The following is a 25,964-nucleotide window of genomic DNA, read 5'->3' on the forward strand; positions in this document are numbered from 1 at the left end:
TTCTCGATAGTTAAATTAAGTTGCTACAGGTAGGCGATTTCCAATAAAGCCTTCTGTCGAGCCAATTAAGTAAGTTGTTGATCCGATTCTCAAACCTTTATCAATAAGCCCCTGTGCAATTCTTGTGGTTCGCGGTGTGTATAACCCCGCAGCAAGATTAGTTGTTTTCATTAGCTCCCCTTATGTTGAGACAATGATGGTGTCGTTGTTTGATGGGTAGCTCACCCAAGCCCACAAGTCACCCAGCGCCCCGTCGGTATAAACCTGCATGTCTTGATGGGACGCTTCTAAGTTGGTGGGCTGACTAGGCCCAAAAGCAAATCTGAAACGGTTGTGATGTGACTGGATATATGCTGGCGAATTGGCTGTAGCAATTTTTTGTGGTGTTGTGGTTAGTTTGACTTTTTGGGTCGGCATGATTTGCACTCACAAAAAAGCCCTCAATTGAGGGCATAAAGTTGATTGAAGTTAAGGTTTAAAATCTTGGGTGAAGGTTGTGGAGATGGACCAGACATCCCCGCCTAAACTGACTGGGGTGTAACCCCCTGCCACCACTCGAACTTCACCATCTAGCGGTGAATCCCAGAGGAATGAATCAGCACCTTTGTGTGCATCAAAAAAGGCCTTGATCTCTTGTATCAAAGCCTTCTTGCCTGTTCTCTTGTATGCCCATGTGGATGACCGATTGTTAATCCCGACACTCGTTCGCTGTGTGTATCCATCGCCAAAACTGGACTGAAGAACTTTAAAGCTTGAAGTTTGGGAGTTTCCGTCTAGGTCATTGCACCATGTAAATTTTTCGTTGCTCATTTAGATAATAAGCCTCCTTGACGTTGTTCTCTGCGAATTACAGCTAGAGTCATATTTTCCATCATTTTCCCTAATTGCTTAGCATCCGATTCACTGGTTACAGACCCATCAGACGCAATATGAATGGTTTGCGTGTAATAAACATCCCCACTTGATCCGCCGACATTACCCTCACCCGAATTAATCGCATTCACAGCACCCATACCGACACGGTGAGTATCTGTAACCAATCCACCTGTCGCATAACCCCGACGGATCGACTTTCGCAAATCCTCAAAGCCTTGTGGGCCACCGAGAGCTTTGACTTCTTCTTGGGTTAAAACACCTTCGCCTTTATGGACGACACCTGCTGGCTCGTATTTACCACCGTGACCTGTGTAGCCACCGCTGGCGAAGCCTGTGTCCGTAATAGCTCTGATAGCACTGGCAATTTTCGCACCTTCCATCACGGTTTGAGCAATGACAGGAATGTTTTGCGGAAACCCTAGCGCTATCGCTTTAGATACACCTGTTTGAATAGCAAGTGCCGACTGAGCAATCGCAAAGCCTTTCTCTATGGCAAACATGGCTTTATATGCGGATGATTGCTCCCCCGCCATATCGCCAACAATGGACGTTAATCCACTTGCAATCTGACCCATGCCAGCAAGTTGTAAGGCTTGTGAGCTAGTGTAGTAATCCGACTCAATAGCCGTCATTCGATCATGGTGTGCCTGCCAAATTGCTTCACGTTGTGCTGCAAGTTCCTCCATGTTGGCATTAGGGTCTTGGGCAGCTTGTTCCACTTGACCAATTTGCGCATCAAACACCTGTTGAGAAGCGTCATACCGGCTGAACCTCTGCTGCTCTAAAGCATACTGATCGCCAGTACCATTCATTTCAGCTTGTATACCACCCCATTGCTGAACTGCGCTATTTAGGCGCTTGCGGTTTTCTTGCTCTTGCAAGGCTTTGCTTAAAGCAATTTCACGCAGTTTTTGCTCTTGGCTTAACTTGGAGTTTAGAAGAATCTGCTCACGCTCCAAGCGATAACGCTCCTGCATGGCTGTGGTTTCGGACATAAGGTTTTCGCGTAGCTGGAATAAGCGAGTTTCGTAAGCAAGCTTGATTAATGCCTGCTCTTGCTTCAATTGCTCATCAAGCAAAACAACTGCTTTATCCCGCTGCTCTTTGGTTAGCTCTAAATCACGAGAAGCATAGAATTTTCGCTCATTAAAACTATCCTCCAATAATTGAGATTCGGTCTTTCTGAAAGACTCATAATCATCTAGCTTGGTTTTTAAGGCGTATTCAGCAATTGCAATATCATTGTCAGCTCGAGCTTGGTATTCAGCAGTAAGGCGCTTGGTTTCTTCTGGTGAGAAGCCAGCCTTGTTGATTTCCTCAATATCATTTTGAAGTTGAGTTTCAATACGCTTTCTTTCAGTCGCTACTGTCATTTGCAGTTGCAGCTGTGAGTTCGCTTGTTGCTCTGCCTGTCTCTCAATATCCTGATGCGACTTTAGGGTTCCGTCACTAGCTCCGCCTTTCACTTTACCCATCATGGAAGGGGATTGGTGCAATAACTTGAGCACCACACCATCCTCAAAAGTAACTGTGCTGTAATAGCCACCGCCTTTTGAGTCGTAAGCTGTTTTTATATCTTTGACAGCAACTTTCGTGGTAATTGGTGTGCCGACAGGCATTGCAAAATCAATACCCTTATGGAAAGAAGAAGCGCCTTTCGTGGGTGCTTTTCTATTTCCATAGTCAGAAGAAACTCGGTAATTTGAAAGCGATTTACCTCCCGCCTCCAACCTAGCCAAATGCTCTTTTGATACTTTTTGCCCATCCCGCGAACCACCATAACGGACATCAAGGTGCGCACCAGTACCGATGCCTGAATTTCCAGAAATACCGATTAGTCTTTGGCCTAGCTTTAGTTGCTTCTCTTTCTCTTGAGTGACCTTTTTTTCAGCAGCGTTTTTGGATTCAATAACCTTTTTGTTTTGCTCCTCAATTGAGAGAACCTGTAGCCCAGCTTGATATAATTCATTGGTGAGCTTCACATTGTTTTTTTGCGCCCAGTTCGCAGTTTGAACCATATTTGCTACTTGCTCAGGTGTATAACCTTTTGCAAGCAAGCCTTTTGTCAAACGAGCCTCAAACTCACGATCAAACAAAGATGCTTTGAACTTTTTCTGAGCCTCTGTTGCTTCTTCTGCCGCTGTCTTGTTCTTGCTAAGAGACTTGGAGTTTTCATCCACACCAACTGCTGCGGTTTGTGCTTTGCGACCAGATAACTCAACCTCAATACCAAATAAATTCAGTTTTGATTTTGTGTTGGTTGCCTCTTTTGCATTTTTTTCAAACTCAACAGTATTCGCTTTGATTGATTCATAAACTTCTTTACTAATGCGAAGCTCATTAAACCGCTGTACTGCCTCAGTCATGCTAATCGTGCCGTTGCGGGCATCTTGCACAACCTGCACAACCTCCTTATTTCCCTTGTAAAGTTGCTCAATTGCATTCAACTGCATGTTGATCTTGCTGCTGGATTCAGACAATGCTGCGTTCTGACGCTCGAAAGCTGCCGCCATATCATTAACAGCGTTATCTTTCTCAAGACCTTTTAAAGCTAGTAATTCATCTTTTGCTTTTTTCGCTACAGCGGCTTGTTCTTCAAGTTTTGCATTTGCTTCGGCTGTACGGCTTTTTAAGTACATATAGCCAGCAGTAAGCGCAGCTACACCTATCGTTAGCGCACCAATTGGCCCACCAACCAAACCAAGCAACATTGCTGAACGTGAACGACTAGCATTGAGTGCGTTCTCAACAGTAGTTTGAGCAACTACAGCGGATGCACTTTGCTTTAATGCAATACTGTGCGCAACCTCTGCTTGTGTTAGGCGCATAGTTGCTGCTGCACGCGCTTGGCGTGTTGTTGCGCTGTTTAATTCTTGGCGTGCAAGATGGATTTCTTGCGCTGCCAAAGCTGCTACTTGACGAGTACGTTGCACCTCCACTGCTGCAAGTTGTACTTGTGACTGCAATGCGGCGGTATCTGCTGCTCGTCGTGCCACTACTGCGGTGATCGAACCGTGAATCGCCACTGTTTGAGCAGCAATAGTTTTGGTTAGTAAAGCTACACCACCAACTACTGCAATGCCTGCAATAGCATCAAGATTATTGGCTAATATTTGGATGCTACTAGCTAAGGTTGTTGCAACACCTGAAGCCTTACCCGCCTCACCTGTAAACTTAGTGACTTCATTGCTTAATAGTTGAAGGGATTGACCAATTGTCACATCGGTTTTTGCAAATAATTCATCTACTGATTTTTTTGACTTTGTTAATGCATCGACAAGCACTTCGCCAGTGATTTTACCTTCAGCAGCCACAGATCGAAGCTGGCCAACCGTGATACCCATACCCTGAGCAATGGCTTTTGCGAGTGCTGGTGTTTGCTCTAAGATCGAGTTGAGTTCTTCGCCACGCAGTACGCCCGATGCCAATGCCTGACCAAACTGTGTTAATGCGGCTTCGGCTGCTTGAGTTGAAGCCCCACTAATCGCCACAGCTTTTGATACTGTTTCTGTAAGCTCGGCTGTCTTAGCCATATCAATTCTTAGTGTTTTCGCGTTATCACTAAAGCGTTGATACACCTGAATTACAGATTCCCACGACTGATAAGACTTTTGCGCAATGCTGAAGGTATCACTCATCGCTAGGTTTAATTGTTCTTGTGACTGAGTAACCAGTTTTAAGCGGTTCTGCATACCTGTGTAGGCATCCATTTTAGAGATGGCAGCCCCAACAGTCACAACGCCAGCCATGTAGCCCGCAAGTTGACGAGTTGCCACAGACATCGAATCCATAGACTTGCTAGCAAAATCACCTTTCTTTTCGATGCTGTCTAGTTCATTCGCCAAGGCGCGCGCATTTCGCTCAGCATTTCTTGAGTCGATTACGATTCTTAATACAGATTCTTGGGCCATTTCACTTTCCTGCGGGCAATAAAAAAGCCCGCAAGATGCGAGCTGTGTTTTAAGTATTTAAAATCCGCTTGCGCGGGTCTGGGTTGTTAATTATTTCGTGTTGCTTCCACTTGGTCTTTGAATCTTTTCAATGCATTGAACGCCTTGCTGTCTTTACCACCATCAATAATTGCAGCCTCAACATAACCTTTTGAAGTGCTAAGTCTCACCCATGTGCGCTTTGAATTAATAATTCTATCTACCACCTTAAAATCCGTGGTGTAGGTTTTTGCTGATGAAACCCCAATATCTGTATTAAAGCGAGTGAGGTCTGTATTTTTAAGTTTAATTATCTCGCCATCAATATTGAACTCAGCCGAATCAATGGATCGTATGTCGTTTACAACCTCAAAATTTAACCCTACTAAGTCTGGCGCTTCTTCAATCCAAACTGCACCAATTGCAGGGCAAATCATTGATGTACATGCTGCTCCATGAGGGGCAATTCTTACATGCTTTTTACCATCAAATCCACTAACGCCTGTTTGCGCGCCCAATCCAGATGTTGTTGAACACCCTGCCAAAATGGATGCAATACCAATAACTCCCGCAATTAATATTTTTTTCATGTGAATACCCTCTTATAAGTAATCACAAGATACTAATTAACCGAGCAAAAAGAAACCAACCTAAGCCGATTTCTTCTGCATTCTCTTATAAGCCTCATCAATAAAGCGATTATCCAGATCAAAAATAACAGCATTAAAAATATAACGCTCTACTGGTAACTCATACTGCTCACAATAGGCATTTAGATCAGCAATGCCCAACGCTAACGGTGTGCCTTGCTCATATCTGCGTGAGCGTGAAATGACATTGTAGGCTTCAATTAAAGCATTGGCTGTATAGCTATACTCAGGCTTTTTAACTTCTTCTGGTGGTTTTCTGCCTGTCGCCTCAGCTATTGCTCGCTGCTTTTGGTTGTACTCGCCCGCTTCTTCTTCACTGGCGAACTGGAGGTATTTGTAGAGTTCTCGGACTTTCCCAAAACTTCATCTCGATAGCTGTTTGCTTTGACTTGAATCTGGTCAGACTGCATCTTCACAAATGCCCAAATCGCCACACCGATGTCACCCATGTTGAAAAGCTTGGTTGCGTTTTCAGGTGTGCATTCAGGCTCAACCTCTTTACCATCTTCAACAAAGACCACACCTTTCCAGTCGGCCACCAAATGACATGCAGCAGCTTCAAGCAATAACTCATGATAAAGCTTATCATCACTACCCGCAGTCGCTACATCATAGCCTCTCGATGACAATTGATTCTGTGCGCGTTCAACCGCTACACGATATGCCTTGTAGTCAGAGCCACGAATCTTAAATTCAGCTAATACATTCCCTTCGCTATCTTTGTATTCTTTCCAAAGTGTGACTTCTTTGCTTTGTTGGATTGCTACTTTTAAAGCCATGTTTGATCTTCCAAAAGAAACCGCCCGAAGGCGGCTATTGATTAAACTTTAGGTGTCCGCGTAAGTGTTGGCGCTTGATCCACAACTGTGTATTCAAATGTTGTGTTCAAGAGGTCATCTTTACCGCCAGTTGCAAGTGGTGCTGTAAGCTCAACTTTAGGAATATTTAAAACGTACTTGTTCCCAGCAGTATCCGTAATTGGAATTGATAGCGAGATATTCCCATTGGTGAACTGCTTCTCATAAAGCTCTGCCGCTTTAGTAGACCAAGCCATTGTAAAACTGCCTGTGCCTTTCGCTGACATTTCAAGAATTGCACCAACTTCAAGGCCAGCACCTAAGCATTTTTGCACCTGCATCGAGTTATCCCAATTGAATGAGAATGCAGTAATACAAGCCGTGCCTTTAACAGATACACCATCAACAAGCAGATCGCCTACTGAGATATTCGACATACGCGGATTGGTTGACGCTGGCGTAATTGTTCCTACAGGTGCAACTGCGGCTGTGGTTCGCTTAGTACCCATGAAGCCAAAAGTTAGGCCAATCAGACCAGCTTCGGGAATATCAATACCGAATGTATTTACATGCAAGCCTGAGAAAGTGTGATAGTTCGCAATGTCGGTATAACCAAGCAATACGCTGAATGTTTGACGAGTCGTACCACCAAAAGTCAGAACATTGGTTGCCCAAGCATTAAAAGCTGCTGCGGCCATCAAGTCATCATAAGCACCATACTGAGCTTCTGCGCTCAATTCACCTGAATACTCCGCCGAAGTAATCATAGATGATTGCTGCAATCGGCTATCCGTAATTGAAGCCGATTCTGTTTTTTCGACACTTTGGTTTAATGAAATATCAGTAAATGCCAAGGTTTGACGCGCAAATGGCGAAGGCACTGTTCCAATAACAGTTTCTTTTGCAATCTGCACTAATTGTTTTGCGCCCGAACTCATGGTTTTCTCCTATTTAAGGCATAAAAAAACCACCTTTCGGTGGCATTGGTTTTGATTGGATTTAAGCTAGTTCACTCGAAACTCAGCTCTAATTATTTTTGCGTAAAAATCTTGGTCATCCATGCTTTGTGGTGCATGAACCTTATAGACTTCAAGATGAGATACACCGAATGATTGCAGTAATTCTCGCCACTGGTCACACAATGCGGTCATGGCAAGCGTTCCATTGCTCTTTGGTGTAAAGCACTGAATTGAAATAATGCCGTAATCACGGATACATGGGCCATCACCGATAGACGCAACTTGGCTGTCAGCGTACTGTATAGAAACTTTACACCACGGCTTATTTGCTGGCGCTTTAAATGGCTGCCCTTTTTCACTCATTTGGTTCTCAGTGCGAACCGCGATGTTTTCTAGTGTTGTATTTAGCTCTGTGCCTAGATTCTTGCTGTTGTCGCCGATAAGTAGTAGCGTGCTGCCGATTAGATATTTACTTCTATCTGCAAACTGCCCGATACGCTTGTATATCTCTATTTCAGCCTGAGTAAGTGTCATCATTTGTATTTACTCACTACTGATTGGTAGGACAATGCATAAACGCCATTTGGAGCTTGTTGACTCCAACCATTTTCTAAACGTGTGCCGTATGGACTTAATGATTGAATATAAACAAGACCGCCTATTTTCGCTGTAGATGCGACTTTCAAACCTTCTGCTAGTGTTGCACCACCTGATAGATCAAAGCCTTTCTCATAGCTGTTTTGATGCGAATCAAGCGTTACCTTATGCGATGCCCGAAATTCACCATCCATTACAGGTGAGCGTACAATAACTTGCTGCAATGTTTCGCCTACAATCTTTTTGAGATGGTCGTCTGCATTCTTCACCACTTCAAGCGCAAAATTAGTCGGTTTGTTTTTCCATGCCATGGCTATTCTCGATATTCAACAGTCACATCACCAAATAAAATTTCATGCGCCAATTCACCACTAATCACAACTGGCCGACATTCAATATCAGTCTTGATTCGAATTAAGAAGCCTTTTTCCAAATCCACATAAAAGGCATCTCGAATCTGCTCACCATTTAAAAACACCGATTTAATGTTAGTAGCGCGAACATCAACATGAAACGCCTGATCTGAATCAACTGCACGTTGGATTAGGTTTGAATCATCAATGTAAATCATGCACCCACCTTTCTTAGTTGAATTGAATAGGTGGCTGATGCTGGGTCAGCACCAATATTCACCACCTTGAAATCACCCTTATCAGTCACCCAAACATCATCAATCTGTGGCACCGCAGTTACTTCATTTTGCAGAACAATAGCTTTTGCATCTTCGGCTTGATAATCAGCAGGTTTCACTAAGTCTTTTAAATATGAGCCAAACAGGACGCCACGCCCTGAATAAGATTCACTACTTACAACTGGATAAGTTTGAGTTTCAAAATCAAACTCGCCTGAATAAATCGGCTTTTCACAGGTGAAGGTGTCAACTGCATCGGCAAGCTTTTTATCAAAGGCTTTTGCTACTTTGGATTGGATTTTCTTTTTGATCATGCTCGAAACACCTCAAATCCAAATACTTTAGGTTTTAAATTCAATGAGTCAATAAAGGCCCTCGCAATCTGCTCAAATTCTGATATTTCCACACTACCCTCGGCAAAGCTTTCAGTGACTTGGACTGTATCAGCCTTAACGCTTTCACTTGTAGTCTGACGTGCAATACCTGCATAGATCACCCCAGCGATAATGCCCTTGATAATTTCGCATGCAGCATCGATCAGGAGTGAGTCAATCGGATCTGGAACATATCCAACTTCGTTTCGCATCCAAGTGTTTGCTAATTTAATGAGGCGAGCTTTATCACCAACTGGTGCAAAGTCAACACCTAGAATCTGCTCAGCCTGTTCTTGGGTAATAAAGCTCATGGTGTTATTCCTTTGGGGTTAATAGTGCCAATAGTTCATCCTTTTTGGCATCAGATGAGAATTCAATTCCTTTCAATTTCAGAACATCTTTTAGCTCATCCACTTTAAGTTTTGAATAATCCACTGATTGAAGTTCAGCGATACGGACTTGCATTGCACCAACATCGTTTTTGAAAGAAATCAGTTCACCTTGTGCTGTGGCCAACTGCTCTTTTGTGTTGGTTAAATCAAGCGCGACCGCATCAAATTGTTCTACAGGTATCAAACCAGTCGAATCAGCAGTTTCACCCTGAATCAGCCCAGCCTTTAATGTTTCCACTTGTTGTTTTAGCTCATCATTTTCAGCAACCACCTTTTCACATTCGGCTTTTGCATCATCAATAACCTTTTGCAGTTCGGGAGTAATACTCACCTGTACATTCGCTGTAACGATATTGGCTTTATTGCGTTTTATCAGGTCGAGATAGGCTTGAGGCACATCACCAGCTACCTCTGCACACGCTTCCAGTGTGTCGGCTTCATGATAGGCACTCGCCTTGCGTAAGGTATAACCTTGAGCTTGTAGTTCTGCCACATTCTCTGGCGAAAAGTCATTCGTGAAATACAGTCGCTTATTTGATTCTTGTTTCATGTTTTTAACTTCCAATCAGGCAAAGAACTACCCCTTTCGGGGCAGTTCAATTAGGCAGATTTGATTAATACACCAGCGGTATCTTTTACGCTTGCAGCGATTAGATCCCAGTTGGTTGGTGTACCAATTGCCGCATCAGTAGGTGACTTACCGCCTGCTGCTGTATCCCATGCATAACCTTTAACGCCAGCACCGAAGGTCCATTCAGCTTGGTAGGTGTATTTAATGTTTTCACCACCAGTACTCGGTACAAGCTCAGCATTAAAGTCGTTGTTATCGTTTACAACTACAGCACCCTCAACCAAACCAAGCGTGTTGTAGAAAGCTGTACCAGTATTATCACCAACCAGTGCAGGCGCATCAGTTACCACAAATACACGACCAAACGGATCTCGCACAACGTTTACACCGTCATAGCGGAAAAGGTTTTCAGAGTTGGCCAACGCATTATCAAAAAGGTTATGCATTGTGGTTGAGTGAACAATCCAAGCACGAATTGCACTTGAACGGTCGCCAAGTTTCGCAGCACCCTTGTTAAGCAAGCGGAATGATGCAGCATCAGTACCATTACCGTGCACCGTGTTTACATTGCCTGAAATAGCGGAAGATGCTCCCAAAATACCCGCATTCAGCATATCCGCTAGACGAGCTTTCGCCAGCTGCTCACCAATGGTCAAAGCTGCAAGCTCTGGATTTTGAAGAATCCAGGAATACTGCTGCTTTTCATACTCGATTGGAGGTGTACCAGCTGCAACCTTAACTGCTACATCAAGCATTTGTTCCAAGCGTTTTGCCGCCACGGTTCCGGTGCCGTATGCATTACGACGACGAACAATACCTGCAATTGCTTTGAATGATGCTTCGATATTAAAGTCACCACCGAAAGGCTCATTAATCAATTGAATGGCACCCTGAGATGCTTCATTGAATTTTTCAATATCCTGTGCCACTGTTTCAGTCATTGCAGCATAGGTTTGCTTATTAAAAACCTGTAAATCAAAAGGCATGAGCCTCTCCTTAAATTAATTTATGCTTGTTCGCCCACTTGCTTCATGTAAGCAATTTTCTCTTCTTTGGTTTTGCATTCAGCCAAAGATTTAGGGCCTGATTTATTTCCACCACCGCCCTGGAACCCACCGCCTGAACCTTGACCACCTTTTAAAATTGAATCTTTATGTGGGTATCCACCAACTAAAGACTCCAAAGCCTCATCAAAGTCAGCGACTTCACCAGGGCGCGCGCGTGAATAGATTCTTTGACCATCCGTACCGTAGGCCACAACCTTGCCTTCTTCGATTTTGAAGCTTTTCCCAAACTGGGCTTGGATCATGTCTGCGGGTACAGCAATGTTGTCCTGAATGTACTTAGAGCGAGCGAAGCCACCACCAATCAACTCACTATGTAATTGCTGTTGTACAGCATCACGCTCAGTGGTTAATTGCTGAATTTGAGGTTCGTAGGTCTTTTTAAGTGCATCAGTAATTTCAGCCTTAACCTTGTCTACCTCGCCTGCATCCACAAGCTTTTTAGCGTCCAAGTTCTGAACAATTCCAAGTGCCTCTTTCACCTTGATGGGATCAAGTCCCTCAAAGGCTTTAACTTGTGCTTCAAATTGTTCTTTGGCTTCACGATGGGTTTTCGCCTCACCATTCAAACGTGTGATTGTTGCCACTGTCTGCGGTGCATCAAAAGCCACTTCTTTACCATCATCATGAACATAAACAGGCTTACCATCCTGAACCACTACATGACCATTTTCGTCTAATTTCAATTTCATAAGTCATCCGACCCTTTTAAGTGAGCATCCGCTCGTTACGCTGTCCGCATCCGCTTTCAGCAGGCAATAAAAAAGCACCCTGTTGGGTGCCTTAAAAAAAATTTATGTTTATTACATGCAAATTTCAGCTGCTGAGTAGAATTTACTTTGATTAAATAATTCACCAACCTGATACCAAGTCAACTCATCAAAATCCTTTAAAACAACATCCTTAACCACATGGCCGCTTGAATTGACAATAGCATCCGCAACAACAGCCAACTTATTGCTGTAACAATTAACCTTAACCTTTACAAACCGCTTTCCTAACCATGTTGGCCTGCCGTTACTCTTCATTATACCTGTGTACATAGCAGCCACCACAGGCAAACCATCACTTGAGTACTCGCGTTTGGCTTGAGCTACATACATAGCATCAGAAGAATTTTGCCCAAGAAAATTCCATTGAATGCCGTTTACTCGCATGTTGCTTGAAGTATATGCCTGATTGCTTATATATCCAGAAGATGGCGATTTTCTTAGTTGAATAGTCATATTATTTTTGGTGATTTGGTATTCCGAGCCATAACCACCCGATGGTACATTGTTGTAATTTTGCGCCTGATTGGAATAGTTTTGCGACTTCGTGTATCCATAATTTGATGAATAGGATGGGGTTGTCTTCGTCCCAATCCTCCCTGTATATGGATTTACATTTCCCGCTGTACTCCAATTATTATAGAAATTACCATCTGGTGAAGATCGCATATGTGGTCGAACATAAGTACCATCCTTACGATAGTAACCCCGAACAGAAACATCCGCGCTCAAAGATACGCAAACCATCATTGAGATCGTAAATAGCAGAAATACTTTAGCCATAGTCACAAAATAAAATAGATATTTTTCTATTTTATCAAAAAAATCTATAAATTAGCCCTACTAAAAACCTTGCGGCCTCATAACCCCATCGCTACGAATGTTTTCTCATCCAAAGCCTTAAGTTCTGCCAATGTATAACCGCGCTTATTCAGTGGATCGGCAAACTTATCAATGCTGTATTCGCCTTTCTTGTAAAGCTCATACTTTGATTTACCCAACCATGTACGCTGAAAAAACTCATCAGCCTGCTCAAAGAATTCTTTAAATGACGTATTTGCATCAAGTTGACCTATCAGCTGACTACGTTCATCTTTTGGAATATCTTTAACTTTTCGCTCATCCATTACAAATGGCCGCAACCCTGCAATTTCACCATCTTTATTGCATGGTACGTAGGTTGTGCGGTTATTTGGATGCACAGGGAACAGTGGACGCGTCGGATCGTCAATTGGATAGACATCACCATCAATAGAAGCGCAATACTTACACGTGCGCCCGTCTAATGTTGCTACAACCTTCACATACTCGTACCCTAGAGCCTTGTATGTGTCGATGTAAGTCGCATTACTGATATGGCTTCGTGCAGTGCGCACCTGACGTTCAATTTCAGACTCAGTCTTACTTAGAATTCCATCCTTATAATCAAGTGATTTTTTACCCTTAATTCGCTGAATAATCTGCTGATTGGTTTGACCTTGCGAAATACCATCACGGATGACATATTCCACTTTCTTTCGCAGTGATGCAGCAATATCAGAAAATAAGTAATCAACCAACTGACCGCCCGAATACGGCGTTTTCTTAATGGTCTTATAAATTTTCTCACCAGAAACTACTGCAGTGCTACCAGCAATCATATTTGATGAATAAGAGGCCTCATAAACTGCGAGTGATACTGCAGACTTTTCAAATTCTGAACTTAGGTCCTCATCAATTGATTTGAACCACTCATTCAGAATGGCTTTAATTTCCTCAATTTTACGACTGGCTTTAGCTCTACTCGAAAAATTAATACTCTGTAATGCTTTACGCTCAGAATCCGTCAAATTTTCAAGTAATTCACTTAATCTAAGTAATTGAACATTGGAAAGCTTATTAAATTGAGCTGTCAGCTCGTTTACGCTTTGAGATGATGCACGATACAGATACGCTTGATGTTGGCTCAGCGCATCAATGAGGGCTTTCTGCGCTGATTTATCCATCTTTATTCCTCATCATTTGGTGGATTATTCATTCCACCATCATCCCGCTTTTCAATTTTCTTTACGATGTCCTCCCATTTATCTTCAGGGAATGTACCAGTCTGCTCATAGTGGTACCACACATACATCGGCAGCTCACCAGCTAAACAAGCTTCGTAAATGAGTTTAGAGCGTGTGGCATCGTATTTAGGTTTATTAAAATCCTGAGCAATTGTGAAACTTAGCTCATCAACCTTTAAATCATGCTCAGGGATAACAAACTTTGCACACCAACGTAATGCTATGGTGAATGCTTCAGACACGTTGGCCACGACCAACGACAAAACAGAATGTTGCACCGAACTATCATTGTCTGCCTGTGTAGCAGTCTTATTGGCGGAACCAACCTCGATCAAGCGTGCACCCAGCTCTTTCATCTGATTCCATTTGTCATTCATACGCTCATAGGCCAAACCATTCTTTTCTGCTTGGACCATCTTCGCATCTGTTGGAATTCCTGAACGGCTACCGACACTGGCACCAGATTCTTTCACCATGGCATACTGCTCTGATGTGATGCTTGGGAAGCACAACGTAGGCTGACCAACAATAAATGCAGACTCTTCCACATCCGCAGTACTGGCATAGTATGAAAGCTCCATTGAAGCTAATTCATACAGCGGAGCAGTTCCAATCTCATCTGAATTATCCACGGCGCCACAGAACGTAAAAGGAATGTAGTCCCATGGCTTGCCGTGGTAGTCAGTTGGAATAAACTTCTCACCTTCTACCCATTGTCCTTTCTCATCCTTTGAGTGGATCTGCACTGTATAAACATGCCCATTAGCCGTTTCTTCCAACAGCAAAATACGATACTGATCATTTGACTCAACAGTAAAGCCGTTGCGAACCTTCACTGTTTCCAACAATTTTACAAAGCTAAGCTTTTTTTGATTGCCAACAATGATGTAATCCCAATCCTTGATTGCACCCGCTTTTATAATATGAATCATCGGAAAAGCGCCTTTTGACTTTTCCTCTTCCTTATTTTTGCTGGGTGCCACTGCTGGGTAGTCAACGTAAACCCCACAGCGATAGTTTTTATTTACCAGTCGTGTCGCACGCTGTGCACATTGCCAAATTGAACGTCCAGCACCATCGGCATTGCGTTCTAAATATTCCAGCGTACGTGGACGATTGAATACAGGTGTTTTCCCAAATGCCAATCCGATATGACTGGCAAGCGTTCGACTTGTTACACCTGGAAAGATTGCACGGAGCAGATATTCCCCATATCGCCCCTTACCATCTAAATCTTTAGGGGATTTAAATAGTGTAGGTAGTGGCAAATAAACTTCACGTTTTTCTTTAATTACTTCCTGACCACCACAAGCATCATCCAACTTATTCCAAGTCGCAATGTGCTTATCATAGTCAGCATGTGTTGCTGTAATGCTCATATTAGAATCCAAACATTGGTAGGTCGATGTGAGTGACTTGAGGGGCCTCATTTAACTCGTTAAACCCATCACTACAGCCATCCACTTGGTCGTCATGTTTGCCATTGGGAAAGTTGCGTAACTCATCAACGAGCGCTTTGTTCCAATCACCGCGAAGCATCTTCACGTTCCCGATGTTGACCTGTGCTGCAAAAGGTTGTGCACGAGTAATCTTGTCACCTGAAACTGTTTCAGCTTTTACTCGGAATCCAGAAAGCTTCGTCACAAAGTTTTTAGCCTGTGATTTACCTGCTTGACCTGGATCTTGCGGCAACCGAATCATTACTGATTTACCATCCATCTGAGCTGTCTGAATAATTGTATTTTCGACACCATCAGGCCCCCATCTGCCGCGCACCATATCCACGATGTAAATGATGTTTTCTTTGGTCTTGAGCATTCGTGGACCAGCCGTCCAGTCACCTTCGTTTTCAGAAGCAGCCAAATCCCAAGCGCGGACTTCTTTGATAAATTCCGCAGGCATCGCATCAACAATTTCAATTCGATCAGGTTTAAAAAAACCGCCTGCTGGCGGTGATGGTAATTGTCGATACTGACCTGAGAACACATAAGGCGCCGCATCCTCCATCACCTTTAGGCGTTCAATTGAATGCTTAGCAGGCCATAGCGCTGTGCCATCATCTTGAATCGCTGGCAGACATAAGTGTTCCCATTCTTCACCATTACCGCCAGCAAGCAACCAACCTGCAAGATCTTCTTCATGTAAGCGCTGCATGATGACAATAATTGGTGTATCAGGTGAATTTGTCCGCGACTCAAGCGTGTTTTGAAACCACTCAATAACGTTACCGCGAATTGTGTCAGAGCTTGCTTCACTGGCTTTGTGTGGGTCATCAATGATGATAGCCCCACCAAATTCCTTTCGGATCTTACCAGCACCAAAACCCGTGATCGTACCGCCTGTACCCTGTGCGTAGCAGACACCGCCCGCTTGAGTGCGCCAATCATCTTTAGCCTTACTGTCATCGCGTAGCTGAAATTCAGGAAATACGCGTTTGTATGCTGTTTCCTGTACCAAATTTCGCGTCTGAAATGCGTTATTAGCTGCCAATGTCGCAGAGTAGCTGATATGAATAAACTCACAATCAGGCACCTTGCCAAAGCACCAAGCCATGAAATTAATCACAGCCAATTCAGTCTTGGAATAACGTGGTGGAATATTGATGATTAAACGCTTAGTTTCACCACGGAATACTTTCATTAAAGCATCGCAAACCACACGATGGTGCCAGTTATGCATCCACTTGTACTTGCGGCGCTCTTTGAACATGTACCGCGAAAAGAAGTACAGGTCTTGCTGCGCTTCAATTTGGATCGCAAGCTCGCGCGCTGGGTCAATAATCATTTAACGCCTGCTCCCTTGCTGTAAGGTAGCTTTCAGTTGAAACATTAGAACTCACAGTCTCTATTGGCTTGCCGTCTTTGCCTGTGATCTCTTGTCGATTGGTAAATTGACCACCCAAGTCTTGTGCTGCTTGCTTCATGATGTTTAGTGACATCACGGTATTTCTGGCATTTTTTTCAAGATGCTTTTGATACTGCTTTAAGCGGTAATACTTTTGAGTAATCGGAATATCAATCAATCCAGCATCAAACTTCTCACGGGTCTCATAAAAAAGGTCGACAAATTTCTTGGAAAGATTTTTACCGCGTTGTTTTGTGGGATCGTATGTTGAGCATTGTACTCGATCAATTTTCACCCCAAATTCTTGTGATACAAGCTCCGCTACTTCTTGTGGGGTGTCACGGCACGCAAGAGCTTGAACTATAAATATTTTTACAGGCTCTTTTAGGGCTGCCATAACCACCTCTTTGTATCACTACGTATCACAAAATAGGCAAAAAAATTTAAGCCAATTTTAAAAGACAGGTACCACAAGCGTGTGCAATTTTAGCTTTTCCAATTGTTGGCCCATCATTAGCAAGGTCTACCATCTTCTGCACATCTTCTGATGCACCATAGCGTTGAACCACACCATGAAACTCTTCTACATCGTGTGGTCTTAAATAGTATTTATATTCACCCGTTGAAGGACTTATTAAGTAATTCCCATCTTCGTCCCGCTTGGCACCAAGGTGGTAAAGCTCATGCTCAATCAATGCGCAAAATTCTGTATCGCTTGCCTGCGATGCAAACTTTGCATCGATAGTAATGATGAAGTCTGGTACACAGCCAAACCAATCAATCATTTGTTTTTCTTGTCGTAACTTTCGCCAGCCACCTGCCATAGGCGAAAACTTCTCAGTTTGACCCAATACAACTCTGTCAGCTTTGATGAATGCAGAAGATGCCCATAGTACTTTAAATAAGGTGCTAGACCACGGCGATATATGTTCATGATCAGGGTTGTAGAGCTTTCCATCACTGGAAATGAAAGTATCGATAATCCACTCTTCAAGCTCTTTTGCTGGCTCAAAATCAACATTATCTAAAGGGTCTATATTTAGAAGTCGTTCCGGTGGTTGTGGCCTTTTCATATATTGCGCCCATTAAAAAACCACCCGAAGGTGGTTTAGTTTAAAACAACATCGACATCTGCCCAAACTCATAAATCGTTAATGCAAGGACAAAGGCCGAAACCGAGATTATAAGCACATCTTGTGAAGCCATACTTTTCTCCCTTTATTGTTCTTTTTTTATACTCTCACAATTAAAAAAATTATCAACACTAAAAGAATACATTTCTCACAATTTACAGTGATAGATATGTAAGAAATTATACAAGAGCCGTTTATTTGTTAATTATTCGTACAGGCTTGTTCTTAAATTCTTAACCCGCTGTTTCAACTTAATCATGATGCCATCTATCGCCAGCATCTCATCCCGAGTCAAACCCGAACGGCTTAAGTTTTGGTACTTAGACAGTTCAGCACTACAAAATTCTAAGTCTTTTTTCGCTTGTACTTTATCTGTCATAAGAACCCCAAATAAGAAAAGAAAAACCCCGCCAATAATGCATATTGAGCGGGGTTTTATGTGCCGTAATCCGTTCGGCAAATGACTAAGGAAACGTAGCGAAAGGCCTTATATTTCTTTCAAACAATCACGGCATTCTTTGACTTCACCGTCAATCTCAGTTGCACCATGAAGGCCAAATAAACAAATTAACAATTGAAGCATTTCGTTCTCCTACAATCATATATTTATTACAAAACCCAACACTAACTAAATTGTTTAGAAGCCATGCAGAGCAGCTTTTTGAACAATTTTATCGAAGTTTGAGTGTGAAGCGTGTTTGCTAGCAATGCGCTTTGATCTATAGCAGCAACTTGCCATAACACCAATACCTAATAAAGTTAGTAGCTTCATCTTTAATTCCATCCATGTAGAATATTTAATTAAAAATATCACCCGAAATTGTATCTATCCAATCTCATTTTGATGAATTATTGTTCACTATGTAACTAAATAAGGATGTGGTGATCTGCCACACCCCTGCCTATAGTTCGATATTAATCAGCTCGGCAACTGATCTACCGCTACTCACAATCACATTAACCTTACATGCACGGTCAACTTCACTTGCTTTCATTCTCTTTAAGGTCGGGTTGACAAGCCCTAGCTAAAATTGCCTAAAACATCTAGGCGTTTACACAAGGCATGTTCTGTAAGTCGGCACACTCACAGGATATGGTTGCCAAATTTCGGCAACAAAAAAGCCCAATCATTTGACCGAGCTTTGATGTAATTAAATATCTGGGTGGCGGCATTAAAACTTAAACCACTACGAATAAAGTTAAGCCGCCATTGGGTGCCTTGATATTGCTTTCACGGAACATTTCTCAAGGCAACAAAAAGCCCATCTTTCGATGAGCCTTCTATCAGTAGTGCGACTTACTTACACTTCGCACCATTATACCACGAATTTAACAGATGCTTTCCGGAAGGTCAAGTTCTAATCACTTATATTCAATAAATTTATATCGGCAATGCAGTGCAGCCAATCCACACTTCACATCTTGTTCAGCCGCATGCTTAGATCGTTCTTCGGTAACCATCTGCGACCACGAATTCCCATAAAAATAACGGCAGATAATCGCATCCATCCACTCATCCATGATTTCACTTTGGCCCTGCATATCCAAAATTAAGCGCTGTACTGCTCGCGCTTCATTGTCATCGATCAAACAAGTAATATTGCTTCGTGTGAGCTTTGGCTTTTCGCTATCAAGAAAGTGAGCCGCAATAATTTCCTTCTTTTGCTGCTCGGTAAGTTTTGCAATCTTTTGCTTAACTACTGCTTGATCCATAGCAACAGCAATCGGATTGACGCTATTACCACACACACCAGATACGCTATTCATCCATGCCCCAAATTGATAAAGCCACTCCTCCAGTGAGTGCTTCGACCAGTCTACCGCCTGCATAATATTTTGAACCTTCACCATCGCATTCATCCCAAATCCCCTCAAATCAAACTCAAATCTAAAATTGTCATGGTTCCCCAGTGAACCGCACCAGTATCAATCCAGTAGCAGTTATCGCGCTTGCATGGCTTCTGAGTAACCGTATGCCCCATGATTACCGCATCAACTCCTGAAACATGGGTGTATTGTTGGTTTTCTTCATCCAGTCGATCACGACCCCACATTGCTAATTCAGTAGGGAAGCGTTCCTTTTTGATAATGTGCTGAGCTTGATCAAAATTATTTAGAATGCTTTTAAACTCATCCCAATTGTTCTGTTCGATATGGCCATGAACAAAGCCAAATTTTCTAGCTTTGTGATTAATCTCCAAAGCAATCGGTAGAGTTTTTAATTTTTTAATGATTTCGCGCTGAACCTGATAATCCAAGTCATAAAACCACTCACCGCCATTTTGAATATGGCAATTAAAATAGGAACGATTAACATCACCCATAATGACCAAATCTTCATGATTACCCTTTACGGATGTAAACCAAGGCTCATCAATTAGACTTACGCATTCAACATTCTGGTTACCTCGATCCACCAAATCCCCAACAGCAACAAGCAAGTCATTTTCAAAATCAAAGTTAATTTCTTCTAGACGACTCATAAGCAAGTTGTAGCAGCCATGAATATCACCAACCGCATAAAGCTTGCCTTTTATCTCTTTGTTCCAAACCTTAACCATTGCCATTTCATCACCCTATTAATTTTAAAATTTGCTCAATCGCTTTGCCGCTTTTCACTTGCTCGGTGCTAAACCTTATTACCTGATAACCCATCATTGTTGCTGCGTTGTATTTGTCTAAGTCCCCTAAATACCCCTTACCCCTTGTATGTCTGCCATTACTCCAGATCCCGCCTTCCACTTCGACCAATACCTTTTTGCCCTTCAAATGGAAATCAACTCTCCATTTGCGTGTGGGGTGAAACTTAAACTCCTGCTCAAACTCAATCTTTAGAGTTCTCAGATGCTGCGATAAAATCGCTTCACCCTCACTCACTACTCGCTCTTTCTTAACCGATGCAGGACGTTTAGCCTTGCGTTTTGGCTTGTAGATTCTTCGATATTCAGCGAGGGAGATGCTGGTCACTGGCACCTCGCAGAGCTTTAAGCTCTTCCCACTCCGTCTTGGCTACAATCACCTTATCCTCAACGCCAATGTAGAGTCGGTAATGAAGAACATCGAGAAATCCCAAAACAGCAAAGAACACGTGAAATTTGCCAATCCAAATTAGGAGATACTTAAATAATTCACTCACCCCTCAACCACCTCTACATCCACACATAGACACATGAAAGGCATACCATCTTCTAAGCGTCCAAATACACGCCCATCTTCAACACGATCCAATACGCCATAACCTGTGAATCGCTTGCCTGAATAAATCGTTCTTGATTCACTTATGAAATCTACTTTGACGCGGTCCCCTTTTTTAGGTTCTGTCTTGTTGTGCCAAACGCGCTTACCATCAACGGTACCGAAACCACAAATTAGACAAGCAACGTCGTAACCGTGTTGGCAATGCATATTGTTATGCTCTGAAACTCTCGTATTCGGGCTAATGTGATTTTGGATATCGGTTACATGGTCGGTTCGGTCGTGGTCGGCGATGGCTTTGCGGAGGTCTGCAATAGATACATATTCAAAATCACATTCAGCTAATGGCTTGTATTCCAAAAATTGCTGCTCCTTATCGTGATAAAAACAAACCACCCCATCCACCACACAGAAATACTGTTTCGGATCCAAGCAAAAATATTCAGGGCTCTTAGCTGTTGTTAGTAAGCATGAAGCTATCGCCTCAGCCATAGGCAATCCCAATTTTTCGATTAAGTTCATACCACTCGCTCCTTTCTAATACGTTCTGCTCTGCGTAGCGATGAAGCCTTGTTGCATGAGAAGCAGCTTCTTGTGCTTGTATACCGAAGCGTTGAACCACAAGTGATACACGCTGTTCCGTTAAAGTGTTTAAGGCCCTTTTCTTTCGCCTCTCTCCAAGCAATCACGCTTGGGTTGTCGCTCAATGCTCTAGCTTGAGCAACCGATGCAGACATGATTGATCGCATTTTTTGAGTTGGTTTAAGCTCATCGCTTAATCCCGAATAACCGCGTGGTAGAGTTTCCACCTTTCCACCGTTTTTTAAGAAAGCCTCAAGATCACTATCAAGTTGCTCACGTAGACTGCGTTTTGCTTCAATCTGAGCATGAGTTATGTTTTTGCCAGCTTGTACCGATTCAATTCTTTGTTGAAGGATTTCGTTCATGCTGCACCCCCTACTCGTTCCACAATCGTTTTAATGGCCTTAAGCGTTAATTCGTGGTCGTCACTCGGCACAACAAATAGACTTGCAATCATTTGAACTTTCTTGGCGTACTTCTGGGCATCTTTACGATATCCATTACGCTCGCGGTCTAGCTTTTCATTGAAGGTAAGCAACTCAGCATGTTCTTTTTGAAGCTGCTCAAGATTCATTTCTAGATAATTACTCACACCCCACCTCCTACCCGAGCGTCTGCCCAGTTGCATGCAACTACACTCAGTCCACCTTGCTGAAATCGAGACCAAAGACGATCGCCCAAATCTTTCTGCAGCTCAGCTAATGTCAGATTCGAAATCAGCATGGTCGGCTTCATTCGGTCATAACGTGCATATAAAACTTTGTGTACCAGCTCACGGCGTTTATCACGGTCATGCAAGCCATATTCATCCAAAATCAGTAAGTCGTACTGGCTGAAATCATAAATCACAGATTTTTCTGTAGCGTCCGGCTGCTCCCACGCATTCATAATTCTCTGTGCCAGATCTTCGCTGGTGATGTACCGTGCATACTTACCTTTGTTTAGTAATGTCCGAGCCGTTGCGCAACTCAGATGAGTTTTCCCTGTACCAGTAGGTCCAACCATCACAAAGTTGTTTTTATGGCCATGAATCATGTTCTTTGCGAATGAAACAACCTGATTCAATGCATTCTGTTGTCCAACATGTTGCACTTTGTAATTTTTAAAACCTGATGTTGCATGTCGCTCTGGAAGCATTGCTCCAGCAAAATGTTTTTCACGTACAGCACGATCAATTTCAGCTTGTGCATCGCGCTTTTGCTCTTCCAAAAATTCTACGGCGCATTGTGGGCACTTCTGAAATGGCCCTGCTTGTACCATTGCTATTTTGTGTTTTGAACAGATTGCTTGTATTTGTTTTAATCCCTGAGCCAGCATTGACATTGCGTTCATAGAAAGTCCTCCGGGATATGGACTGATGAATTCACAGGTACGTGATGTTGCGATGCTTGGTCTGCCCAAGCTGTATTCACGTCTAGATCAGAATTTTGTTTTTCAGAACGTGGATAAACTGATGGCTGTTTGTTTTTGCGTTCAGCTTTTTCCAAGACTCTTTCAAACTCTTGAATAATCCACTGTGCAAACTTTCGGTGTTTTTGGTTGTCAGTCAGTTGAAAGTTTTTCTCATGGTGTGTATTGAAGTTTCCAAGATGGAATTGAAAATCTTCCAGACTAAGAATTTCAGAAACACGGTGTGAGTGTTTGGTAGTTTTGAGAATTGAACTCAAAGTTTCAGTATTTGGATTCCACACCTGATCAACCGAATTTTCCTGCGTGTTTCTCTCTTTAAAGTTTTCTTTAAATGTTTCTTTAAGTGTTTCTTTAATAGTGCCCCGTTCAACGGTACTAGTCCCGTCACCTTTCACGGTACTAGTCCCGTCCCGTTTGTTGGTACTAGTCCCGTCACCTTTAAAGGTACTACCCTCATTTGGTACTAGTCCTTTTTCGCGGTACTGGTCAGGAGTGAATGCATATTCATTTAGGCAGCCTGTTGCTCTCTCAACTTTGATCAAACCAAGTTGTTCCAGATCACGAATACATGACATGACTGTATCGCGTTTTTTGATGCCGCAATATTTCTGAAATTGAGTGATAGCAATTGGGTGAGATACGCGATCAAATCCAACGGTTTGACGCATAACAAACATTAGACACTTAAATGCCTTATCGTTCAGTTGAGCCATAATCTCGCTGTCAATTAGCATGTTAGGCATCTTGGTGTAGCGCTCTTCTTTATTCGACATAGCTTTGCGCTCATTTTTTGGAAAATGAACTACTTGCCCTTGAGGTATTGGTGGTTCATGTGCTAAATTTGAGTTATTCATTAAGATTTACCCTCTGAATTGAATACTAAAGCCCGACCTCAACTCTCGGGCTTTTCCTTTTTTCATCACGACACTTCACCCAAACTTTGCTCAGTCAATGACAGACGGCGTTTAGCATTAAGTTCAACTGTTGTGGCGTGGCGTAATAAATCAGCTAATGCAAATTTGCGATTACCATCCAACAAAATTCCGTCACCTTGCATCTGATGAACCTCCATAAGGTGCTCAGGCATAAATGCATCAATAAATACAACCGTGTCGCCTTTCGCGAAATCAGACTCAATCATTGTTCGCGTACCCATAGATTGATCTTCATCTTGATAGCAGTTGATCTGTACTAAGCAATGTTTGCACTGCTCTTCTTTGAAATTGCTGCACTTGTTAGCGCATGGGTGTTGTGTTAGATTGGTTTTGTTCACAAGATTGCCTCTATTAGTTTTTTGAACACTAAAAGCCTGATTTCTGCGATCAGGCTTTTTCTTTTTGAGCATTTGCTGTGTACTTCTGCATTTGTTTAAGCGCTGCCTGATCCACTGCGGTAATCAACTCGATCAAGCCCTGGGTAATCTGGTGGATCTCTTCGTATTCCGCTGGTGTAATCACCCCATCCTCATAAGCCTCATACACAACTCGGTTTGCCTTTCCGCTTTTAATGTTGTGCTGCATCATTGCTTCAAAGATTGATAACTCATGATGTTTGCTTGAGTCGCAATCCACTGGCACTAATGCATATCCCATCTGATGCGCCCACACCTTTAAAATTTCAGGGTTCTGTGTATACATCATGATGGTTTCAAGCTTCTTTAAGCTCGGTAAATGGTTTGGCATCCCTACGTTGCCGTAGTTGCAAATTGTGTTATGCGAATCACCAGTAACCTGAGCAATTTCCTTTGGCGAAATCCCCTGCGTCTGGTTAATCATTTTAAAAATTGCCGTTTGAGCTTCACGGCTTAGTGTTATTTCTTGCATTTGTGAAATCCTTGATTTTTTTCACGTTTCTATAAGGCTTCGACTAAGTAATAATTGGTTATGCAATAAGCACAGCCATGTTCGCCTTTACTTCACCATTGGTTAAAATCTGAAGACGTGCTTGTGTGTCCAAGGGAATTCCACGATGTCGCCATTTACATATAGCTCCTCGTGTATGTTTTAGCTTTCTAGCCAGTTCAGCATCAGATTTGACACCATAGTGATTTTTTAAATCATCAACAGTCATGGTTTACTCTAATAAACTAATAGTTTCCGTTAGTAAACCATAAGTTTCTCCGTTAATCAACATGCATGTTTACTATAGGAAACATTAAAAGAGGATTTGTTTTATGGACACTATTAGCGATCGAATAATTAAAAGAATGAAAGAAATGAATATTCGCCAAGTAGATATTGTTGAAGCAACAGGTGCGACAAAAGGGGCTGTATCAAAATGGGTTGCAGGAACAAATATTCCTAAGGCTGAGTTCCTACATTCACTTGCAACTGTTTTGAAAACATCTCAAAACTGGCTATTGACAGGAAATCAAGAAAAACCTCTAAGTAATTTCAATATGCAAGACTTTATGGATAAACATGGTCTTGATAAAAAAGAGGAAGCATCTTTCGATGCAAATGATGTACACAAACCAACTGTTGTTGAATATGAAACTGAAAATGGATTTATTTGGATTGATGTTGTGGAAGCTAATTTTTCTTGTGGTACGGGTGAATCTATAGAATTCCATTTTGATGTGATAAACGGGAAATTCCCATTCCCCCCTTCATTCTTTCAGAAAAAATACGTTGACCCTAGCTGCATGCGAATAATCAAAGCTAAAGGCGATAGCATGGCTGACTTTATCCATGATGGTGATTTAGTCGGTATTGATATTTCTCAAACAGAAATTGTGGACGGCGGTATATATGCAGTTTATTTCGAAGGTGAAGGAATGATTAAGCAAATATTTAAGGAGGAGGGAGGAAAATTAAGCCTTCATAGCCTTAATCCTAAGTATCGCGATAGAGAAGTCTCAGAACAGAATGGATTGAATTTCCGTGTAATGGGTCGCCAGTTCTGGCGTGCTGGATAAACATGCAAAGAATTGAAGTAAATTCCCGCAAGATCAGCCATGTTCTGTATCAGCACTTCTTATTGACAGTGGTGCTTAAGACTGGTGAAAGGTTTCTTTACCGACTTATTGAATCAAGTACGTTTACTAAGTTTATAGATTCTGATGATAGAGATAAATTTTATAAAACAGAAATTGAAGCGAATAAAAAGTTTAAGCGCATTCAGATTTTTGTGTGATTAAAAAAGA

35 protein-coding genes are annotated in these 25,964 nt (G+C 42.4%); 2 read left to right on the forward strand and 33 right to left on the reverse strand.

The window, feature by feature from the left end; genetic code table 11:
- Positions 1–15: 15 nt before the first annotated feature.
- The 33 genes from AC4MDD_RS13515 to AC4MDD_RS13675 all read right to left on the reverse strand — a co-directional run bounded on the left by AC4MDD_RS13515 (position 16) and on the right by AC4MDD_RS13675 (position 24,889).
- Positions 16–171 carry a hypothetical protein gene (locus AC4MDD_RS13515; protein WP_491881843.1) on the reverse strand — a complete coding sequence of 52 codons (156 nt, stop codon included), beginning with the start codon at positions 169–171 and terminating at the stop codon, positions 16–18.
- 9 nt (positions 172–180) lie between these two features.
- Entirely contained in the window at positions 181–417 is a 237-nt protein-coding gene (locus AC4MDD_RS13520) for a hypothetical protein (RefSeq protein WP_491881844.1), read from the reverse strand.
- Positions 418–468: 51 nt separating this feature from the next.
- Positions 469–810, reverse strand: coding sequence for a phage tail protein (locus AC4MDD_RS13525; protein ID WP_491881845.1), 342 nt, complete (start codon positions 808–810; stop codon positions 469–471).
- Positions 807–4,787, reverse strand: a complete 3,981-nt coding sequence (locus AC4MDD_RS13530; RefSeq protein WP_491881846.1) for a tape measure protein — start codon at positions 4,785–4,787, stop codon at positions 807–809. Before AC4MDD_RS13530 ends, AC4MDD_RS13525 begins: the two co-directional genes overlap by 4 nt.
- Positions 4,788–4,873: 86 nt before the next feature.
- Complete coding sequence (locus tag AC4MDD_RS13535; protein WP_491881847.1) at positions 4,874–5,395, reverse strand: hypothetical protein; 522 nt, start codon at positions 5,393–5,395, stop codon at positions 4,874–4,876.
- Positions 5,396–5,727: 332 nt separating this feature from the next.
- The gene (locus tag AC4MDD_RS13540) at positions 5,728–6,234 is read right to left on the reverse strand and encodes a phage-derived protein YdaY family protein (RefSeq protein ID WP_491881848.1); all 507 of its coding nucleotides are present in this window, start codon (positions 6,232–6,234) and stop codon (positions 5,728–5,730) included.
- 41 nt (positions 6,235–6,275) lie between these two features.
- Entirely contained in the window at positions 6,276–7,190 is a 915-nt protein-coding gene (locus AC4MDD_RS13545) for a phage tail tube protein (RefSeq protein ID WP_491881849.1), read from the reverse strand.
- A 66-nt stretch (positions 7,191–7,256) separates the two neighbouring features.
- On the reverse strand, positions 7,257–7,748 hold the full coding sequence (locus AC4MDD_RS13550; RefSeq protein WP_491881850.1) for a hypothetical protein: 492 nt from the start codon (positions 7,746–7,748) through the stop codon (positions 7,257–7,259).
- The gene (locus tag AC4MDD_RS13555) at positions 7,745–8,119 is read right to left on the reverse strand and encodes a hypothetical protein (protein WP_491881851.1); all 375 of its coding nucleotides are present in this window, start codon (positions 8,117–8,119) and stop codon (positions 7,745–7,747) included. The genes AC4MDD_RS13550 and AC4MDD_RS13555 overlap by 4 nt, the downstream gene beginning before the upstream one ends.
- 2 nt (positions 8,120–8,121) lie before the next feature.
- A complete protein-coding gene (locus AC4MDD_RS13560; protein WP_491881852.1) occupies positions 8,122–8,379 on the reverse strand; it encodes a hypothetical protein in 258 nt (85 codons plus the stop codon).
- Positions 8,376–8,750 (reverse strand): glutamate 5-kinase, encoded by a 375-nt coding sequence (locus tag AC4MDD_RS13565; protein ID WP_491882624.1) that lies wholly within the window; start codon positions 8,748–8,750, stop codon positions 8,376–8,378. The genes AC4MDD_RS13560 and AC4MDD_RS13565 overlap by 4 nt, the downstream gene beginning before the upstream one ends.
- Complete coding sequence (locus AC4MDD_RS13570) at positions 8,750–9,124, reverse strand: hypothetical protein (RefSeq protein ID WP_491881853.1); 375 nt, start codon at positions 9,122–9,124, stop codon at positions 8,750–8,752. Before AC4MDD_RS13570 ends, AC4MDD_RS13565 begins: the two co-directional genes overlap by 1 nt.
- Before the next feature lie 4 nt (positions 9,125–9,128).
- The gene (locus AC4MDD_RS13575) at positions 9,129–9,755 is read right to left on the reverse strand and encodes a HeH/LEM domain-containing protein (protein ID WP_491881854.1); all 627 of its coding nucleotides are present in this window, start codon (positions 9,753–9,755) and stop codon (positions 9,129–9,131) included.
- A gap of 50 nt (positions 9,756–9,805) precedes the next feature.
- Positions 9,806–10,762: a major capsid protein gene (locus AC4MDD_RS13580; protein ID WP_491881855.1), complete on the reverse strand. Its 957-nt coding sequence runs from the start codon at positions 10,760–10,762 to the stop codon at positions 9,806–9,808.
- Between the two features lie 20 nt (positions 10,763–10,782).
- On the reverse strand, positions 10,783–11,532 hold the full coding sequence (locus tag AC4MDD_RS13585) for a DUF6651 domain-containing protein (RefSeq protein WP_491881856.1): 750 nt from the start codon (positions 11,530–11,532) through the stop codon (positions 10,783–10,785).
- Positions 11,533–11,643: 111 nt separating this feature from the next.
- Positions 11,644–12,342 (reverse strand): hypothetical protein, encoded by a 699-nt coding sequence (locus AC4MDD_RS13590; RefSeq protein ID WP_491881857.1) that lies wholly within the window; start codon positions 12,340–12,342, stop codon positions 11,644–11,646.
- A gap of 128 nt (positions 12,343–12,470) precedes the next feature.
- The gene (locus tag AC4MDD_RS13595) at positions 12,471–13,595 is read right to left on the reverse strand and encodes a minor capsid protein (RefSeq protein WP_491881858.1); all 1,125 of its coding nucleotides are present in this window, start codon (positions 13,593–13,595) and stop codon (positions 12,471–12,473) included.
- A gap of 2 nt (positions 13,596–13,597) precedes the next feature.
- Complete coding sequence (locus tag AC4MDD_RS13600; protein ID WP_491881859.1) at positions 13,598–15,034, reverse strand: DUF4055 domain-containing protein; 1,437 nt, start codon at positions 15,032–15,034, stop codon at positions 13,598–13,600.
- A 1-nt stretch (position 15,035) separates the two neighbouring features.
- Positions 15,036–16,439, reverse strand: a complete 1,404-nt coding sequence (terL, locus tag AC4MDD_RS13605; protein WP_279731191.1) for a phage terminase large subunit — start codon at positions 16,437–16,439, stop codon at positions 15,036–15,038.
- Positions 16,429–16,896, reverse strand: coding sequence for a DUF2280 domain-containing protein (locus AC4MDD_RS13610; protein ID WP_130234768.1), 468 nt, complete (start codon positions 16,894–16,896; stop codon positions 16,429–16,431). Before AC4MDD_RS13610 ends, terL begins: the two co-directional genes overlap by 11 nt.
- A 46-nt stretch (positions 16,897–16,942) precedes the next feature.
- Complete coding sequence (locus AC4MDD_RS13615) at positions 16,943–17,572, reverse strand: putative metallopeptidase (protein ID WP_130234767.1); 630 nt, start codon at positions 17,570–17,572, stop codon at positions 16,943–16,945.
- A gap of 265 nt (positions 17,573–17,837) precedes the next feature.
- Complete coding sequence (locus tag AC4MDD_RS13620) at positions 17,838–18,011, reverse strand: hypothetical protein (RefSeq protein WP_165382154.1); 174 nt, start codon at positions 18,009–18,011, stop codon at positions 17,838–17,840.
- Positions 18,012–18,994: 983 nt separating this feature from the next.
- Positions 18,995–19,492 (reverse strand): hypothetical protein, encoded by a 498-nt coding sequence (locus tag AC4MDD_RS13625; protein ID WP_125273144.1) that lies wholly within the window; start codon positions 19,490–19,492, stop codon positions 18,995–18,997.
- A gap of 11 nt (positions 19,493–19,503) precedes the next feature.
- Positions 19,504–20,199, reverse strand: coding sequence for a metallophosphoesterase (locus AC4MDD_RS13630; protein WP_131230216.1), 696 nt, complete (start codon positions 20,197–20,199; stop codon positions 19,504–19,506).
- 4 nt (positions 20,200–20,203) lie between these two features.
- Positions 20,204–20,599 (reverse strand): DUF559 domain-containing protein, encoded by a 396-nt coding sequence (locus tag AC4MDD_RS13635; RefSeq protein ID WP_491881860.1) that lies wholly within the window; start codon positions 20,597–20,599, stop codon positions 20,204–20,206.
- 165 nt (positions 20,600–20,764) lie between these two features.
- Positions 20,765–21,349, reverse strand: coding sequence for a hypothetical protein (locus tag AC4MDD_RS13640; protein ID WP_491881861.1), 585 nt, complete (start codon positions 21,347–21,349; stop codon positions 20,765–20,767).
- Entirely contained in the window at positions 21,346–21,774 is a 429-nt protein-coding gene (locus tag AC4MDD_RS13645; RefSeq protein WP_491881862.1) for a hypothetical protein, read from the reverse strand. The genes AC4MDD_RS13640 and AC4MDD_RS13645 overlap by 4 nt, the downstream gene beginning before the upstream one ends.
- A complete protein-coding gene (locus AC4MDD_RS13650; RefSeq protein WP_178905409.1) occupies positions 21,771–22,001 on the reverse strand; it encodes a hypothetical protein in 231 nt (76 codons plus the stop codon). Before AC4MDD_RS13650 ends, AC4MDD_RS13645 begins: the two co-directional genes overlap by 4 nt.
- Positions 21,998–22,741 carry an ATP-binding protein gene (locus AC4MDD_RS13655; RefSeq protein WP_491881863.1) on the reverse strand — a complete coding sequence of 248 codons (744 nt, stop codon included), beginning with the start codon at positions 22,739–22,741 and terminating at the stop codon, positions 21,998–22,000. Before AC4MDD_RS13655 ends, AC4MDD_RS13650 begins: the two co-directional genes overlap by 4 nt.
- The gene (locus tag AC4MDD_RS13660; protein ID WP_491881864.1) at positions 22,738–23,673 is read right to left on the reverse strand and encodes a replication protein; all 936 of its coding nucleotides are present in this window, start codon (positions 23,671–23,673) and stop codon (positions 22,738–22,740) included. The genes AC4MDD_RS13655 and AC4MDD_RS13660 overlap by 4 nt, the downstream gene beginning before the upstream one ends.
- 65 nt (positions 23,674–23,738) lie before the next feature.
- A complete protein-coding gene (locus AC4MDD_RS13665) occupies positions 23,739–23,975 on the reverse strand; it encodes a hypothetical protein (protein WP_491881865.1) in 237 nt (78 codons plus the stop codon).
- A gap of 166 nt (positions 23,976–24,141) precedes the next feature.
- Positions 24,142–24,642 carry a phage regulatory CII family protein gene (locus AC4MDD_RS13670; RefSeq protein ID WP_062034641.1) on the reverse strand — a complete coding sequence of 167 codons (501 nt, stop codon included), beginning with the start codon at positions 24,640–24,642 and terminating at the stop codon, positions 24,142–24,144.
- A 58-nt stretch (positions 24,643–24,700) separates the two neighbouring features.
- Entirely contained in the window at positions 24,701–24,889 is a 189-nt protein-coding gene (locus tag AC4MDD_RS13675) for a helix-turn-helix domain-containing protein (protein WP_078425844.1), read from the reverse strand.
- Positions 24,890–24,983: 94 nt separating this feature from the next.
- Here AC4MDD_RS13675 and AC4MDD_RS13680 point away from each other — a divergent pair, with 94 nt between their 5' ends.
- Together AC4MDD_RS13680 and AC4MDD_RS13685 are read left to right on the forward strand one after the other, a co-directional pair.
- A complete protein-coding gene (locus AC4MDD_RS13680; RefSeq protein ID WP_431189703.1) occupies positions 24,984–25,736 on the forward strand; it encodes a S24 family peptidase in 753 nt (250 codons plus the stop codon).
- A gap of 2 nt (positions 25,737–25,738) precedes the next feature.
- Complete coding sequence (locus AC4MDD_RS13685; RefSeq protein ID WP_279742709.1) at positions 25,739–25,954, forward strand: hypothetical protein; 216 nt, start codon at positions 25,739–25,741, stop codon at positions 25,952–25,954.
- Positions 25,955–25,964: the final 10 nt, after the last annotated feature.

It is taken from the genome of Acinetobacter sp. CAU_H_29a_1 (assembly GCF_058599505.1).